This is a genomic window from Bacteroides reticulotermitis JCM 10512, assembly GCF_000517545.1.
Taxonomy (GTDB): Bacteria; Bacteroidota; Bacteroidia; order Bacteroidales; family Bacteroidaceae; genus Bacteroides; species Bacteroides reticulotermitis.
In genome coordinates this window covers 89,579-106,318 of sequence record NZ_BAIV01000021.1, presented here as the reverse complement: position 1 = coordinate 106,318, position 16,740 = coordinate 89,579, and the positions used below count along the sequence as shown (strand labels likewise).

Annotated in this window: 16 protein-coding genes and 3 pseudogenes; 9 read left to right on the top strand and 10 right to left on the bottom strand. The window is 38.1% G+C overall.

Annotated elements, in window-relative coordinates:
- Positions 1-319 precede the first annotated feature (319 nt).
- The 6 genes from JCM10512_RS13360 to JCM10512_RS13335 are packed head-to-tail and all read right to left on the bottom strand — an operon-like array spanning position 320 to position 4,511.
- Positions 320-1,360, bottom strand: a complete 1,041-nt coding sequence (locus tag JCM10512_RS13360; RefSeq protein WP_044163767.1) for a virulence RhuM family protein — start codon at positions 1,358-1,360, stop codon at positions 320-322.
- A 12-nt stretch (positions 1,361-1,372) separates the two neighbouring features.
- Positions 1,373-1,771: a YggL 50S ribosome-binding family protein gene (locus JCM10512_RS13355; RefSeq protein WP_044163764.1), complete on the bottom strand. Its 399-nt coding sequence runs from the start codon at positions 1,769-1,771 to the stop codon at positions 1,373-1,375.
- A gap of 58 nt (positions 1,772-1,829) precedes the next feature.
- Complete coding sequence (locus tag JCM10512_RS13350) at positions 1,830-2,264, bottom strand: hypothetical protein (protein WP_044163763.1); 435 nt, start codon at positions 2,262-2,264, stop codon at positions 1,830-1,832.
- Positions 2,261-3,955 (bottom strand): ATP-binding protein, encoded by a 1,695-nt coding sequence (locus JCM10512_RS13345; protein WP_044163760.1) that lies wholly within the window; start codon positions 3,953-3,955, stop codon positions 2,261-2,263. Before JCM10512_RS13345 ends, JCM10512_RS13350 begins: the two co-directional genes overlap by 4 nt.
- Before the next feature lie 41 nt (positions 3,956-3,996).
- Complete coding sequence (locus JCM10512_RS13340) at positions 3,997-4,305, bottom strand: type ISP restriction/modification enzyme (RefSeq protein ID WP_044163759.1); 309 nt, start codon at positions 4,303-4,305, stop codon at positions 3,997-3,999.
- Positions 4,306-4,307: 2 nt separating this feature from the next.
- A complete protein-coding gene (locus JCM10512_RS13335; RefSeq protein WP_044163785.1) occupies positions 4,308-4,511 on the bottom strand; it encodes a helix-turn-helix domain-containing protein in 204 nt (67 codons plus the stop codon).
- A 292-nt stretch (positions 4,512-4,803) separates the two neighbouring features.
- On the opposite strand from JCM10512_RS13335, the gene JCM10512_RS22050 reads away from it, so the two are divergent.
- From JCM10512_RS22050 to JCM10512_RS13295, 9 genes and pseudogenes are all read left to right on the top strand, one after another.
- Positions 4,804-4,953 carry a hypothetical protein gene (locus JCM10512_RS22050; protein ID WP_394354209.1) on the top strand — a complete coding sequence of 50 codons (150 nt, stop codon included), beginning with the start codon at positions 4,804-4,806 and terminating at the stop codon, positions 4,951-4,953.
- Positions 4,896-5,621 (top strand): annotated as a pseudogene (locus tag JCM10512_RS13330) (DUF5712 family protein); the annotation flags it as partial. The gene JCM10512_RS22050 and the pseudogene JCM10512_RS13330, both read left to right, overlap by 58 nt.
- A 301-nt stretch (positions 5,622-5,922) precedes the next feature.
- Positions 5,923-6,120 carry a helix-turn-helix domain-containing protein gene (locus JCM10512_RS13325; RefSeq protein ID WP_044163755.1) on the top strand — a complete coding sequence of 66 codons (198 nt, stop codon included), beginning with the start codon at positions 5,923-5,925 and terminating at the stop codon, positions 6,118-6,120.
- 38 nt (positions 6,121-6,158) lie between these two features.
- Positions 6,159-9,326, top strand: a complete 3,168-nt coding sequence (locus JCM10512_RS13320; protein ID WP_044163753.1) for a hypothetical protein — start codon at positions 6,159-6,161, stop codon at positions 9,324-9,326.
- A gap of 234 nt (positions 9,327-9,560) precedes the next feature.
- Positions 9,561-10,499 (top strand): hypothetical protein, encoded by a 939-nt coding sequence (locus tag JCM10512_RS13315; RefSeq protein WP_044163750.1) that lies wholly within the window; start codon positions 9,561-9,563, stop codon positions 10,497-10,499.
- Positions 10,500-10,817: 318 nt separating this feature from the next.
- Complete coding sequence (locus tag JCM10512_RS13310) at positions 10,818-11,354, top strand: type IV toxin-antitoxin system AbiEi family antitoxin domain-containing protein (protein WP_244437202.1); 537 nt, start codon at positions 10,818-10,820, stop codon at positions 11,352-11,354.
- A complete protein-coding gene (locus tag JCM10512_RS22525) occupies positions 11,351-11,578 on the top strand; it encodes a nucleotidyl transferase AbiEii/AbiGii toxin family protein (protein WP_052517212.1) in 228 nt (75 codons plus the stop codon). Before JCM10512_RS13310 ends, JCM10512_RS22525 begins: the two co-directional genes overlap by 4 nt.
- Positions 11,539-12,138, top strand: a pseudogene (locus tag JCM10512_RS13305) (nucleotidyl transferase AbiEii/AbiGii toxin family protein); the annotation flags it as partial. The gene JCM10512_RS22525 and the pseudogene JCM10512_RS13305, both read left to right, overlap by 40 nt.
- Before the next feature lie 266 nt (positions 12,139-12,404).
- The gene (locus JCM10512_RS13295; protein ID WP_244437201.1) at positions 12,405-13,493 is read left to right on the top strand and encodes an ATP-binding protein; all 1,089 of its coding nucleotides are present in this window, start codon (positions 12,405-12,407) and stop codon (positions 13,491-13,493) included.
- 602 nt (positions 13,494-14,095) lie between these two features.
- Here JCM10512_RS13295 and JCM10512_RS13290 read toward each other — a convergent pair.
- The 4 genes and pseudogenes from JCM10512_RS13290 to JCM10512_RS24070 form a co-directional block, all read right to left on the bottom strand.
- Positions 14,096-14,885: pseudogene (locus JCM10512_RS13290) on the bottom strand (PRTRC system ThiF family protein).
- Positions 14,882-15,583 (bottom strand): prokaryotic E2 ligase family D protein, encoded by a 702-nt coding sequence (locus JCM10512_RS13285; RefSeq protein ID WP_044163746.1) that lies wholly within the window; start codon positions 15,581-15,583, stop codon positions 14,882-14,884. The pseudogene JCM10512_RS13290 and the gene JCM10512_RS13285 overlap by 4 nt, the downstream one beginning before the upstream one ends.
- 12 nt (positions 15,584-15,595) lie before the next feature.
- A complete protein-coding gene (locus JCM10512_RS13280) occupies positions 15,596-16,558 on the bottom strand; it encodes a hypothetical protein (protein WP_244437200.1) in 963 nt (320 codons plus the stop codon).
- Positions 16,558-16,740 (bottom strand): hypothetical protein, encoded by a 183-nt coding sequence (locus JCM10512_RS24070; RefSeq protein WP_244437199.1) that lies wholly within the window; start codon positions 16,738-16,740, stop codon positions 16,558-16,560. The genes JCM10512_RS13280 and JCM10512_RS24070 overlap by 1 nt, the downstream gene beginning before the upstream one ends.

Below are 16,740 nucleotides of genomic sequence, written 5' to 3'. Positions count from 1 at the left end.
GTATATATAATCCAAATTACTGAAAAATATTCTGCCGAATTACTGAATTGTAGGTGGAAATTGTATTTTTATCGTGTGTGAAGACAAGTGAAGACAACGATATGAAACATACTATTTTTAAGCTAATTGTATCTGGTGTTATTTAACTCTTATGAAAATATATTTGTATAGTCTATAAGAATGAAACATTTTACAACCTTAAGATGACTCCAAAGTTAAGCTTATAGTAGTTTTATCAAACCTTTAAGTGGATAATTCAATGTCTCGTTTGGTGATGCTGAGTTTGATTCTTAATATCCTCCAGCTTTTCATGGCTATATCATTCATCCGAATTTTCTTGCGATTTGGGAACATCACTATCAGTTTGAGATTTTAGTTCTCTAATTGCCCTATCAAAATCACTTTCATATTGTAGCATTTCTTTACGACGATATTCCTCAAACTCCTGTGCCGCTTTTTCGATAGCCTGTTTATGAGAGACTGTCCCTGCATTGCTAAGCAATGGGCGATTGCCAACCGATAGCACATCGTCCAGCTTCTCTATCCATTGTTGCATGGTCATAGTATGTTGTTCGATAGCTTGTAATTCGGCAAAATCAAGATATTGGGAAACCAATAAGTTCAAGACTTGTAATTCTTTCTCGGAAAGATAGTTCTTTGCAATTTTGACATCATCACGGGTTATATAATCTCCTTTGAAATTGGTCATACCTACCATTGGCTTTTCGGAATCAACCCTGTGGTAGATTACTTCTGCGGCTGTATGTTGATGAGCAGCATAGTGCATTTTATTTTGTACTGTAGCAAAGAACCGATGAGTTATATCGTTTCGCGGATCATAGTCTATTGCTGTGGAATAAATATCGGTAACTTGTTGGTACAAGTTACGTTCGCTCGAACGAATATCCCTGATTCGTTGTAGTAACTCGCGAAAATAGCGATTGCCGTTTCCTTTCAGACGCTCATCATCAATAGTAAATCCTTTTTGAATATATTCGTGTAGCCGTTGTGTTGCCCATTGCCTAAATCGGGTTGCCACTTGTGATTTTACCCGATAACCGACCGCTATTATCATGTCCAAATTATAATGCTCAATCTGTCTTTTTACCGACCGGTTACCCTCTTGACGAACTAACAAGAAATACTTGTGAGTTGCTTCCTTAGACAACTCCTCCTCTTCTATAATGCTGTTAATGTGCAAACTAATATTCTGTTGTGTAGTATCAAACAGCATGGCGATTTGTTGTTGCGAAAGCCAAACATCTTTGCCGTCAAAACGAACATTGACATTGGTTACTCCATTATCGTCTTGATAGAGGATGAATAGACTGTTGGTCGGTTGAATTTTATCGTTGGACATATTTAGGTCATTTTAAGTCCATAAAGGAATTCGACAATTGATTTTAAGATCTGCTTTCAAAGCGTTTTCAAGTTCGGATTTTACTTTTCCTGCTGTATCAACTGAAATTTCCTGCTCTGTTGGGTTTATGAAGTAACCAATGATACAATCCGATGGCATTTCTAACCCTAAGGCTATACTCGTTATTAAAAATTCTACTTTGGATGGTATCTTCAACTCTCCATATTCTTCGGAAGGAAGGATAAATTGACCTAAACCACCGCCACAGAACAATAATTTATGTGCATTGGCAATATCAGTAATTGTATTTAATACTGCTTCAACTGATTCTGTGGTAACCGGAATCATGGTGGAAATCCCGTATTGTTGGAATTCTCCTCTATGTAATTTTTTACGAAAACGTTTTTTCATTGCTTGACTATATTATTCATTCCTTTATCTGACTGATATGTGGGTACCTCCGTGTGTATTAAATTTTATCTGTAAATATTTTATTGCGAGATTTAGCTCTTTCTAGTAATGTAGAGTATTTTATGACTTCAACATACATTTCTCCATTTCTTCTATTATCTCCTCCATCTACAGGGTAACTTGGACAAAATAGATAATCAAAATAATATGCCTTTTGCAAAAATGGATTTGCCCTTTTGACTTCGTTTAAAGTAAAACTCTCTCCTATTAAATAAGAATAGAAGGTTGTTATTTCAAATTTTTCTTTTGAATACTGCCTGATCAATCCTGCATACCCAGAAACTTGGGATACGAATTTAGACACATCAGCATCTATACTTTTTAGTTCAATTATAATACATTTATGCTCTTTGGGGAATAACAATATATCAGGTCTATTGCCCAAGCGATCTCTATTAAATGCTTTAAGCTCTTCTAACTCTTCCGTCGTCAAGTCTTCTCTAAAAAAGATTCTTCGCCAATTTTTAAATTCCTAAGTTCGGATTCTGATGTTCCTTGAAAATGAATAAAGTCATCATTTATCATCCACAGATTACTGTCTAATGGATTTTCTGAGTGTTGATTAAACAAAATATTATGAAGAAATTGTTCATTGTTTATTTTTTTCTGCTTCTTTGTTTTTTGTTGACATGTTAACTTTTTATCTATAGTCTTCTGCATTAACTCTAAAACGACCTTTCTTTTAGTCACATACTTGGTTAATTCAGCTCTATTGAATTGAGGCACCAATTCAGTGACTTTTTTAATTTTGGTATTTAATTTCCGATTAAAATCTTTGGTTCCGGGAATTAGTTCATCTATAGAGTCTATTATGGCTTTTATATTTGCATCCTGCTTTGCAGACACTTCTGCATCATATTGATATACTCTTTTTAATATTTCTTGATCTGTATCTCCAACTTTATATCCAACATTATTTAGCACATCTCTGTCAAGAGAAAAGATTTCAGCTAATTCGTCTATTTTATTGTCAAAATTTTCTTTTGTTTTTTTTATGGGTTCATACTGCTTTGTAATTGAATTCGTTGTCTTTTCTTGAATATCATCAACTAATATTTCTTCATCGCTTGTAAATAAGCCTCTGTTTTTCAAATAGTCTTTTCTTGAATATATTTGTAAGTTTCCTCTTAAATCAGTATCTCTATTAGTCAAGTAAGAACTTGAAATAAGAAATAATAAATATCCATTTCCTATTTTAGGTGAGTCGTAAATAAATGAAAAATCTATTCCTGATGAAACATCGACTGTTTCATATTTGCTTGTTAATTTAACTTCGTTTTTTTTCTGAATGCTAGCAGGCAATCGAAAAGATTTTATTTCAAAACTTTCTGTTTTAGAAGACTTTATTAGACTTTTACCATCCATCGATATTTTTGAGTAGGGAACCTTAACAATATCTGTGTAATCTGCGTTAGGAATATCCTCATCTTTTATATAACAATCATTGACTGTATCATGTACCCCATTCATGTATTGTTCGATTTTGATTTCTTGCAAATTTCCCTTTTTTAAACAAAAACGACTTAAGTAATGAACTAAAATATATTCTTTTAATTGCTGTGCCCTTAATCCTGTATATTTAGTTTTATCATTTTCATCTATAGGTCCATAAAATGAAAGCACAGTACCAATAGAGGCATCTTTCTCTTCAATTTTATCCCCTAGCCAAATAACAGCTCTATTCTGAGAAGACGCAAGAAATTTTTTTGAGAGAACAATACGACGCTTCATTGTCTTACCATCTTCTTCAAAAACGCTATATATATCCGTATTATGAAAAAAATGAAGATATTGCACTCTGCCTGTTCCTAAATTATTTTGCCCTTTTGATTCATCGTATAAGCATTTCAAACGAGATAAATTTTTATCATTAAAGCCTGTTCCTGTGTCAATGATATCAATAGATGAAAAGTCAAATACTCCTTTGTATGTGGTTTTTGAGAAGTTCAATCTTATAGTTATACGGTCGCCTAAGCCATTAGTCGCTTCTAACGAATTGCTAATTGCTTCAAAAATAGGCTGCAAGTATGAAGAGTGTTTTTTTATATGTTTCTTCATGAGAGTTGAGTAAGAAATATCCTGCTCATAATAATTGCCGTTTCTTAGTTCTTTATATGTATACATAACATTACTCTATTTATTGAATTATGCACTTTTTGTTCAAATTACAAGTCCACTTTCGGCAACCCTTTAACAATCTTCACCGTCCTCACGCTTACCGTAATTATGCTCAGCAATAAATCAAGAATATATCTTGGCTTGTTGTGCTCTCTTGCCCAGTCGTTGGGGTTGTTTACAATGCCGTTTTCTTTATGCGTCTTGATTTGATAACATTCCATAATCCATTCAATGGCACTACGTCCATTAACAACATATCCGTATGCTTGCATTAATCTCTCAAAGCGAGTTCCTTTTTCTCTTTCTGTCGCAGACTCTCTACGAAATTGAGTCAATGTATCTTGAAATGAAGTCATATCTATTTTTCTTTTTTATCTACGATTAAATCCGTCGCATTTATTTGCAGTAAATCTGCAATCTGAAACAATGTTTCCAGACTTGGTTGCTTGCGGTTACAGGCATAAGCATTTACCATTTTGAAGCTTTTTCCAAGTTCTCCAGACAACCATACCTGCGTTAACCTTTTCTCCTGCAAGGCTTCCTTAATGCGATTCATTTTCATCGAATTACAATTTTTTCCCTCAAAGATAGGAAATTTCAAGGGATACTCACGCATATTTGTTTTCTTTTTAAATGCTTGAGCCAAAAGAGCCATATTATTATACAATTAAAAAATAAGTGATTTGGAAGATTTATTAGGCAGAAGGACAACGGCTCTAAAGGCTATCTTGAAAAGCCTGTATAATCTTTAATGTACCAATTGTGAAACGAAACTGTTTATTCATATCTTTAGCTGCTTCTCTGTATCTTTGCCTGCGGCAGAGAGGCAGAGCGCAGGAAATGAATTGGGTCGTATGAACCGTTTGAAAGAATGTTTGGACGGTGATACTTTGTTGGATAATTATGATCTTGCCCAACTGTCGGGAGTGACGCAGCGGACCATACGTCAGAAAAAGAACTTAAAGCTATGGGTAACACCGAACAGGAACAAGCTGAAGGCATGAAGTGGTATATCCGGGAAGTGGTTATTCCCGAATACGCCAATAATTTCAACAAAGGATTATCAGCAGAGGATATAAAGTTTTATGGGAAGATACATTTCAGTCGAGACAGGTCAAATAAAGAACTGAATATGCACTGTCATTTGATTGTGAGCCGGAAAGACCAATCCAATAAGAAAAAACTATCTCCGCTAACCAACCACAAGAACACCCAAAAAGGAACGGTTAAGGGTGGTTTTGATAGAAATAATCTGTTCCAACAGGCAGAGCACGGATTTGATAAGCTATTTGGTTATAATAGACAGTTAACTGAATCCTTTGAATATTACAATACAATGAAGAACGGTAATATTTCTGATCAGCTCAGTATACAAGAACGGCAAATCTCCGATGAAAGAAAAAGTACAGATATGCAGATAGGTAGGAATGTAAATGAGCAGGAAGAATTGACTGACAACATGTTTGCATATAAACAAGATGACAAGCATTCAAGTATGCAAACTGTAAATCAGGAAAATATGAAAGAAGATAAACAATCTTTCAATCTGCCGGATTTGGGGTTATCCTCTGCATTAGGCTTGCTTACTCCCGAACCCGACAACAGCAACGAAGAACAGCAAATCCCGATGAAAAGAAAAAAGAAGAAGCCGAAGCGAGGTCTCAGACGGTAGTGCGATTGTTTCCAAAGTTATTTCCCGCGTCTATGTTGGTTATTTCCCGCTCATGGCTTCCCTGCCGATTGGAGGGCGGAAGCCCGCTGGAATAACCAACGGCACGAGAATAACTTCTACCATCGTGAAGTTGTGGGACGAAGTAAAGAAAGAAAAAAATATAATTTGGATAGGGTGTAAACTTCAACTCAAAATACATTTCATCACTGTTTTCCTAAGTTATTAAAACAAAACACAAATAGTTCTTAAAAGTATCCCCAAAAAATTCCTATCTTTAACGAAAAATCAAATCATACCCAGTATGAATAGAATCAAAGATGTTCTTAACGAAAAAGGGATCAAACAAACGTGGCTTGCTGAAAAATTAGGCAAAAGCTTCAAAATGGTAAATGCTTATGCCTGTAACCGCAAGCAACCAAGTTTGGAGACGCTTTTTCAGATTGCGGAGATTTTACAAATCAATCCAAAAGATTTAATCGACACCAAAGATGGGAAATAAGGAGATCTTACCACCAATCGAAGTTAAAATGCAATACAATGGAGCAAGAAATTAAAACATCTGTAACTGTTCACGATTTTGTGGCATATTATCGCGAGTTAAGACCTCAAAAATTCTCGGACTCGAAGATCGTTTATGAGATCCCTCTGACAAGAGAATTATTTGACAAACAGCTCGAAATACTTTCCACCAAAAAGATGCAGAGTGAATTCGAAAACTTTATCGTGAAATGTGCCGAACGACTGATTACACCCAATATCAAACCTCAGACAGGACCCGATGGTGGTGGTGATGGTAAGGTGGATGCTGAAACCTACGAAGTATCATCTGACATTTCTGACAAATGGTATGTGGCTAATGGTGGTGCATCGGGAAAAGAAAAATGGGCATTTGCTATCAGTTGTAAAAAGCAATGGAAACCGAAAGTAACAAGCGATATTGAAAAGATTACTAACACCAACCGCGAATATACACGAGCTTTATTCTTTTCCAATCAATTCATCAAGTCAAGTACACGGGCTGAAGTGGAAAAGGATTTGTCGGAGAAGTATGGTGTTGAAGTTTCTATTTTCGATGCTCTCTGGTGTACAAATGCCGTCTTTAATCATGGTTGCATAGATGCAGCTTTAGCATGTTTGAATTTTTCAGAAGAATACAGAAAGAAACAAGAGATAGTTGGAGAATTAGACAAGAAGAGACAAGAACGGCTTGATGAAATTGAAAAGGGTATATTGCGTACAATAGATGGAGTTGACACAGGTTATATAGATGAATTGCAAGAGACTTGTATTCTTAGTAGAGGTTTAGAACGTTCTCGTACTGAAACAGAAGGACGCTTCAATAGAGCTTTGCGTGAATGTGAGCATCATGGTTCCACTCAACAACAGTTCAATATCATCTATGATCATGCTTGGACAAGTTTCTTCTGGTTTGAGGATATTGATGCGATGCACAAGGACTTTTTGAAACTCAAAAAAATCGCAAATGAAAACTGCACTGTTATCCGTATAGAGAAATTAACAAATATATTGACCAATTTGATTAATGCGGATCGTGCTGGCTTGATTGAATCAGATAAGGTACAAGTAGAAACTACTTATATAAAAGAGCTATGCGACGCTTTGGAACAGCGAAATGATAAGCCTTCCTGTCTTTTGTATGTACGTATTTATATTGCCGAACAAAGGTTAATCAGCCACCTATTATCCAAAGAGCCAATAGATGAAGATATTGACACTATCAAGCCATTATTGTTGGAAGCTCTATATCATTTAGAAATCAGTTTTGAAGCACAATACCAAATAATAGCCAATTTGAACAAAGTGATTGATGATAACTCAAAGTATGAGGATCTTGTAGATGAACTTACGTTAGCCCTAAGAAAATCACACTCAGAGCAAGCGGCTGCACGGATAGAAATGGATCGTGCTCTTGTTTTGATGGATAAGGGGAAATTGAAGCAAGCCATCCGCCACTTTAGTTTCTGTATACGTCCTTTTGAAAGAGAGGAGTGCATGGAAGAGTTGGTCAAAACTTCTGGTATAATGGGTGTTGCATTATATGAAATAGGTCTACCTTATAGTGCGGAGGCTTATTTGGTCAAAGCAGCTTCTATGTTGCTTAAGACATTTTACATCTCCGGTGATGTTCCTCATCTTTTACTAACTGTCTTGCAGAAACTTTGTGAAATAGAGCTGATGCTTGGAAGATTTGTTATGTATCTGAATTGGTATGAGCTAATGATGATAGTTTCGCATAATGGAGAGTTTGCAGAAGACGAGCATTTTAATGAAACAAATATACTTCATGATGGAGCTTGGGCATGTCGATTTGCAGCATCAGATTTGAAGAATCCATTGATTAGTTCTCTGCCAGAGATATTAGAAAGAGCAGGTATGTTTCAATCTTCAGACTATTTGAAGTTTGCTCTGGGGTATGCAAATGAACTGGATGAAAATGCGAGAGATATCTTTGCAAAAGATGGATGGCAAGACAAAATGCTCAACCAACCTGTTTTCAAACAGTTCCTTTCTGATTTGAATATTTCCACCAGCGGACAGGCAGAACTACAAACAACGGTAAACAATTGCACACTACACATTGCCTACGAGAATAATTGTCAGAACCAAATTGTTGCAGAAATATTCTTGGGAGCGATTGAGTCAATGCTGGCAACGATGGAAATCTTTGAAGTGTTGACGATTACTCCTGAAGTGTATATTGGAATCATAGGCACAGAAGGTAAGTCTGAATTAAGACAACTAACGAGGTCAAACGAGTATCAACTCTGTATCAATACAAATTATAGTGAGAAGGATTTGTGGGAATGCATTTCTATGTTTATAGCATTTTTTTTCAGTAGGAACTCTATGTCAAAAGAAGATTTGCAGAAGATGCTCCAGAGCAAACAGGATGGTGAAAGACTTATGGACAGAGTAAGTGACTTGCTTCAAGTAAAGCAGTCAATATCTAATGTTCTTGGTAATACGTTCAAGAATAAGATAGAGGATTGGCAAAAGGAGTCGGATAAAATGTACACATTGAATAGAGAATCATTTGAACACAAATCGCAGGATTACCGTAATGAAAAACAACAAAACATGTCTTTTCATAGTACCAATACTGATATGAGTATATGGGAAGGTGCAGGTTGGAACGGCTGTGGATTTGTGTTTGATCAACAAAGAACTACGCCTCCGATATTTGGGCTCGCCTTTGAACATTTGAATCGGGGAAAGCAGATTATTACTGAGTGGGGTGTTAAACTAGAAAGGGGAGAACCTTCCGTGATTATTTACCTTATTCGGGGTATAGATAAACAGCATCCAACATGGTATCGAGTATGTGTAGCACCAGATGTAAAAATAGACGAACTTAAAGAAGGTCGTTACTTAACCTCTATGTGCCGCAAGCACACTATGACACCCAACAATAATTGGAATATTGACACCTTTGAGCAGCTTTTCAAACGATTTGGTGGTTGCTGGCTTTCTGCATTTCAACTTGATAGCAACAGGAATATCATAATGCCTGAGGATTTTAATGATGTATTCAAGTTCACTAATGTCGAGTTCAAAAATGCTTGGGAAATAGGACTAAATGATACAGCAATAATAGCTATGGAACCTGATGACGAACCATTCATCCCTGAAGACAAGAAGGATATAGCTCCTGTAGTGGAGGTGATGACTAGAATTCGAGAATAAAAAACCGATTAAGCATTAAAAAACTTGATAATGATAAAAACATATTCTATCTTTTATTTTCAAAGTGTTTTTTAAGTACTTTTTAATGTCAATTTTAGATTTTACATATCCTCCAACGACAAAGAAACCATCTAAATCTGATATTTAGGAAAAGTTTAAACTGGATTAAAGAACAAAGTCTGGAACAGTTAGAACTCTCCCAAATTATTATTAAAAACATAAAAAACTGTAAATATGGGATTGTTGAAAGACGCAATAGATGAATTAAACCAATTAAAACTGGATAGTTGTACCACAGAGTCTATACAAGCAGTATTATCCAAGTTCGGGGCAATTCCTGCTCCGATAAGAGATATTCATAAGGGCTCTTTAATTTATCGAGCAAGTAATTTAGGGATAGATGAAGAAATTAACAATGTAAGGCGATTATCATACTGCCCTGCAGAAAAGAATAAAACATTTCAAAGAGCCAGCACTCCAAAACAAACGATGTTTTATGGAGTCGTTGGAAACATTCTGGAAAATTCTCATCCAATCAATTGTGAGATGCTAGCAATGCAAGAATCTTGTTCCCTCTTTAGAGATTCGCCTATTGTTGATGGAATTTACAGAGTGGTAGTAAGTAAATGGCGTGTTCTGGATACAATCTCTTTGTTAACACTTATGAATCCTGATACTACGAACAAATCGAGGAGGTTAAATGAGATGGTTCAGGGTTTATTGGCATACATCAAGAAAAATGCAGATAAGTTTAGCGAAGAAGACGCTATTGCTTTTCAAAAATTTATGTGTAATCAATTCACACGGTCTGTCAACAACGACAACCTGTATAAAATATCGGCATTATTCACTTTGGAAATCATAAAAAGAATTGATGGTGTAATATGGCAAAGCTCTGTGGCTGTTGACGAGAAGTTGAATGATACTTTATGTGTTGCCATCAAGCCAGAGACTGTTGATACTTGCATGGAATGTGAGGAATATTCTTTATATACCTTTGTTGTCAAAAATGGAAAGATATCGTCTTATAGTAGAGAAATCTTTAAACTGACTACTAATAGTACTCATTCTAAGAAGAAAAAACGAATAATAAAAAGTATAAAAAGAGGGAAAGGTATTATTACTAAAAGAAGAATCCGAAAACGATATAGAAGAAAAAATGAACGGCATTAAAGCCAGAAATCTAAAAGGGGATTAATCTCATTTAGAATATGACTTGTTGGTGTGTAATCACTTTATTTATGTTACCGCCGTAACCATTACGGCGGTAACATAAATAAAGTCCTATATTGATTCTGAAGTAAAGTCATTTCTGTCTTATCTATGAAACAGCCTCTCAATTCATCTCAATATTTTGTTTTGTTTCCAAAATGCACTATATTTACAGCATAATAGAAACAAAATAAAAAATGACCTTTCTGGAATTTAAGGATAAAATGTTCGATTTGGCATGCTTCAATATCTATCAGGTATATGCATGGCAGCCCGATTTTGACAGAAATAACCTTACCCGCTGGGTTAAGAAAGGCTATCTTATCCGGTTTACGGCAAGGATATTTTGCTTTTTCGGAATATAAGAGCAAGCTCGATTATTCTTTTTATTTTGCGAATCGGATTTATCGCCCATCCTATATCAGCTTACATACGGCATTATCGTTCTATGGAATGATACCGGAGGCAGTGGTACAGATTACTAGTGTAACATCGCTAAAAACGGCCTCATTTAATAATGACTTTGGCGAATACTCTTATAAGAATGTCAAAGAGAGTCTAATGTTCGGGTACGAATTGAAGCCAATAGCAGACAACCGCACCATACAGTTTGCCACACCCGAAAAAGCATTACTTGATTTGCTGTATCTTTATCCATTCTACGATAGTGAACAGGAATTGGAGGAATTACGTTTGGATGAAGATTACTTGCAAGATGATTTGAATGTGGATTTACTGATGGAGTACTCTGCTAAGTTTCAAAGTAAGGCACTTGACCATCGGGTAAAGCTACTTCTTAAAACTTACGATTTATGATACAGATTGAACAGATAAGGAATTATTTTCCGGCTCAAATTCGTGGAAATTCGGGTTTCGATAAGCACATACTGAAAGAGTATTTGCAGTTGATGATTCTGGATTACCTTTCTTCTACGCCAAGCATCCAAAAGATGACTTTTATCGGTGGAACAAATCTGCGTTTGGTAAAAGGGATAGACCGGAGGACATTGACCTTGTACAAATTAGTTCAGGACCGATAAAGCCAATCCTTTCACGTTTGGGAGAGGTTTTGGATTTTCTGCCCGGAAAAGTTGTCAAACAAAAGCGATACAATAATACCATGTTGTTTCGTATGGAATCCGAGATTCCGCCTGTCGTGCCAATTCGTTTGAAGGTTGAGATAAATTGTTTTGAACATTTTAATGAATTGGGATTGGTGAAAGTTCCTTTTTCTATGGAAAACAGTTGGTTTTCGGGAAATAGTGTACTAACCACTTATGTTTTGGATGAATTACTAGGAACAAAACTCCGTGCGCTATATCAACGAAAAAAAGGACGAGATTTATTCGATTTATACAAAGCACTAAGCACAACGGAAGTTGATCCTGAAATAATTGTTCGTTGCTACAAACGTTACATGGATTTTTCTGTTTCTAAACCTCCGACTTACAAACAATTTATGCAAAATATGGAAAGTAAGATGATTGACCCGGATTTCATGGGTGATATGGAGAATCTATTGCATTCCGATGAAATTTACGATATACAAAAAGCATACGAAATTGTAAAGGAGAAAATCATTGACAGGTTGATTGAATAATAAAAATAGATTTAAAGAATATGGCCACACTTCATAATCTTAAAATTAAGAATTTTCGAGGCATCCAAAGCTTTGATCAAAATTTTGATAATGGTTTGATTTGTATTATACGGAGCGAGTTGGTGAGCCTGATTTGCTCCGTTACCATAAATATGTAATTTAGATCGGAATAACTTTGGTAAAGAACCGAGAAAAAATGAATCCAATTTCGTTTTTCCGGAAAATTACCCATATATTTGCAATGGACTTCATTTTTTCTATTTATTATGATAGAGCGTAACGGTTACATGTCACTTCTGGAGAAGTGGAAAGATAAGAGAGTAGTCAAGGTGGTGACAGGCATTCGTCGTTGCGGAAAATCGACATTGCTGAAGATGTTCCGCGACAGGCTGTTGCAGCAAGGGATCAACGAAAAACAAATCCTTTGCTTGAACCTTGAAGATATTGACAATGAACCTTATCTGGATTACAGGGTTTTATACGGCCATGTGAAAAAGGGGCTGCAAAAGGGAAAGATGAATTACCTGTTTTTCGACGAAATTCAAATGGTAGATAACTTCCAGAAAGCAATAGACAGCTTGCTCCTTATGGATAATGTGGATATCTACGTCACAGGGTCTAACGCCTACCTACTTTCCGGTGAGATTGCCACGCTTCTCTCCGGAAGGTATGTGGAAATAAAGATGTTCCCGTTGTCTTTCAGCGAATATGTATCGTCACTGCCTGCAACGGTGAGCCTTGATGCAGCATACAGAAGCTATATCGAATACGGAGCATTTCCATACGTCACGCAACTGAACGCCGACAGGGCGCTGATCAGTGATTACCTTTCGGGATTATATAGCACGATTGTCTTGAAAGATGTGGTTACACGCAAAAAGATTGGGGATGTCATGATGCTCGAAAGTGTTGTGAAGTTTCTTTCGGATAATATTGGGAACATCTCCGCCATCAAGCGCATCAGCGATACAATGACTTCGGCAGGCAGGAGAATATCTTCGCACACGGTGGAAAGTTACGTATCCGCACTGTTAGCCTCCTATATATTCTATTCGGCCTCCCGATATGACGTAAAAGGCATGCAATACCTAAAAAGCGGACAGAAGTATTATTTGGCCGATATGGGGCTGAGGAATATCATCATCGGGACACGTACCGGCGACTTGGGGCATATACTCGAGAACGTCATCTTTATGGAGCTGTTACGCCGTGGTGGGGAAGTCTATGTCGGTAAGGCGGACAGCACCGAGATAGATTTCATTATCATAAGCGGAAATATGAAAACATACTACCAGGTATCGCTAAGCGTCCGTGATGCCAATACGCTGAAACGGGAACTTGCTGACTTTGGATAATGACCCTGTCGTCATGCACAACGGAATCAGGCAAATGTATGCTTTAGATTGGTTGACAGGAAACGAATGAAGTGTTGCCATACATGCAACGATGCGAAAAGTGAATGCAAATAGACTCAAAAGTCCGTTTTCTATCCAATTGAGAATACTTGGGGGCTTTTATAAAACTGAAGAATAACATATAATTAATGATCAGCAAGATACAGAAAGGATGCTTATTATGCAGAACTATATGAATATTACTATGTCTTATGCACGGAAATGTGTTTGAGTTTTAGCTCGAAGGAGAAGTTATTATAATCATTCTTTAAGAGAATGGAATAATAGGGAAACACATGCTCCTTAATTTATAGAGGAAACTTGTAAGCTCCACCAGAAAGAGGGTTTATATTCTATCTCTAAAAAAATCATTTCAGCTGCGATTATATACAGATAATGTGTATTATTGCGATTAGAATGTCCTCTTTGTTTTGCGTCGAAAATTATAATTCTGAATGGAATTTTGTACCAAACGGGGTATCCGAAATAACTTGGAGGTAAATCATGCAATATCTTCCGTTATAATCTGTAAAGACGAAAGGAAGATATTTGTCTTATATCATTCATACCGGAATCGGATTCACCCGTAGCGTGTCCAGATTGACATAAGCTCCCCGGTATAAGGTTCTTCCCTCCTTGAACATTTTCCAAAGGATATCGCAGCCCACTTGTGCCAATATGGAATTGATGAACAGGTCCTGCTTCTCCAATGCTTCCGCCAGCGAGCAACTCGGGCCGGAATCCATCTCCTTTACGGTAGAATAGCTTACCTCCTCAGTGATGACATTCATTTTGGGCATGGGTATGTATTCACCCGATGCCGGTTGGGGAATTTTATTACGGATATTGCCGATAAGAACCTGGCCTGTGATCTGCGCGTTGCCGAAATCCATCCAGTAGATGGGCGTCTTTTCATTGGATACGTTCATATTCCTGTATTCTTTCAGAAATTTCCATAAGTCTAATCGTGAACGGATATTGTCCGTACAGGTGATGATGATATTTGCCAGCATTGGCTCCTTCTTATTATTAGCTCCGCCCAGCGGATAATGGCAACTTTCCGCCATCCAGATAGAACCGAAGAAACTGTTAATGCGTGTGGCGATTGCCATGGCTTTGTTCTGTCCCAACTCCGCTTCACTGAAGAGTTGCGCCCGATATTGGCTTCCGTGATGATGTCCGGGTCAAATACGGTCACGTGCAGTCCCGGATGCCCGAGTGCCTGCAATGCTAGGTCCATGCGTGCCAGGTTGGTGATGACTTGCGAACCTGTTCCTCCCGCGCCGATAACGAAAATGGTGACGGATGGTACGGACTGAGCAGATAGCTGTCGGTATAATGAATCTTTCTCATGATAATAAGTCTTTTAGTTGTTTGTTTGAGGACCGAAGTTCGGAATAATCGAACGGATAGTTGCGTGCTTGTTCCGTTACGGATACCAGATTGCTGCGGGTAGGATTATTGCTGCCTCCCAGGTGGGAGAATTCGCTGAGCCAGAAACGCTTTTCCCAGTATTCCTGAAGTGCGGAAAAATCCATGTCCTGCGGCTTTTCCAGAGAGGAGCTTCCCAGGCAGACACCGGCACCCGTTACATTGAAGAACGGTGCAAGATAAAGTTCCGTCTTGTCTTCGGGCCGTTTCCCTTTGAAGGAGTGGACGTCCAAGCTGTCCTGCGTCGCCACGTAGATGATTCCCGGCAGGTTGAAAGTCCCGTCGGGAATGTTCAGATCCGCCCTGAAATACATCTTTCTTGCCTGCGGCGGATTGTACCAGATATATCTTTCATGCCCTTTTCTGGTATCACACCAGAGCATGCCGGAAGGGATACGGCCGTGCGGTATGCCGTTCATGCTTTCCGTATAGGATTCCACAAGGGAATTCATGAACTCATAAGTTACGGGTATCCCTGCCCCCATCCGTCCTTTCCCGTTGACCGGGCGGAGTTCGAGATAGTTCCGCGGCTGTGAATAATCGTTACTTTGGCATTCATAGGCAATAAGGGCCGCCTTGGGAAGCATAATCTGCTGTAGATGATTGGTCAGTTCATTCATTTCCTGGTGGTATTAAAGGTTGTTGGAAACAAGCCGGATAAAACGGTCGAGCCATTTGCATAAGCGTTCCGGAAAATCATCCATCGTGAAAAGCCGGTCTGTCTCCGGTGTCAGATAGAGAGCCGTGACGGGTGTGATGGCATATGATTCCTGGCAATCCGAATTGAAGTAACTTTCCATTTCACTTGTCATTTCATCGTTGATGGAATAGGTCAGCATGATTTGCACGTCCAGTCCTAACGGATTGTAGTCCGGTGATTCCTCGTACGCCCAGTCGTAATAATACTGCATGATGCCCGGACTGTCGGAAGAGATGAACTCCATGCCTTCCGCAATCAGTTTCAACAATTCCAGCTCCCTGTTCTTCTTGGTATGGTACTTTTGTATTTCCCCTTCTAGGTCAATACAGAATTTCCTTTTGCCCATCCTCTTCAGTATATGATATACCCGGCCCTTCTCATACGTTTTGGCAAGATTTGCATTCCGCCTTATTTCTCCGGCGGTGGCTTCTTCATTATAGCTTCCATAACCCTCCATATAATCGACGGCCATTTCATAATAAGCCGTTTCAGTGACATCCTGTATGCCATGATGGAGGGCGAAACGGCGGACAAATTCCAGTGCAATTCGTTTGAGCTTTTCCGGAAGTTTCTCCGTGAAATCCAGCGGTATCCAGAATAACTTATAGTCCGGCCAGTCGTGGAAGCGGTATATGCAGAAATAAAGTCTTCCTCCCCTTGTTTCCATGTTGACATGTTCCGGAAAAATGGCATCCACTGCCTTGTACAGATTGATGATGTTTATCCGCGGATTCTCTTTTGTTTTATGGAAAGGCAGTTCAACACCTGCCAGCCCGGCATATTTCCGGGCTGAGCGGTACAGGTATTCAAAGTTCTCTTTCGTGGTGAGGTTGATTTTTCCGTCCTGGTCATTTTCCGTATAATAGTCGGGAGCGACGGGGAGAATCCTCCTCATCAGAAAATCATTGTTACTCCTGCGGGCGTCAGTCTTCTTTTTCTTCTGCGGCTGATCCCCCGGCTGACATCCGTACATTCGGCTTCGCCGATAATAAGACGTGCCAGATTCTCCATTTGTGATTCTGAGAGCTGTCTGCATGTTTCTTTTTCCTTCTTTTTACGATTAATATGCTTTGCCAT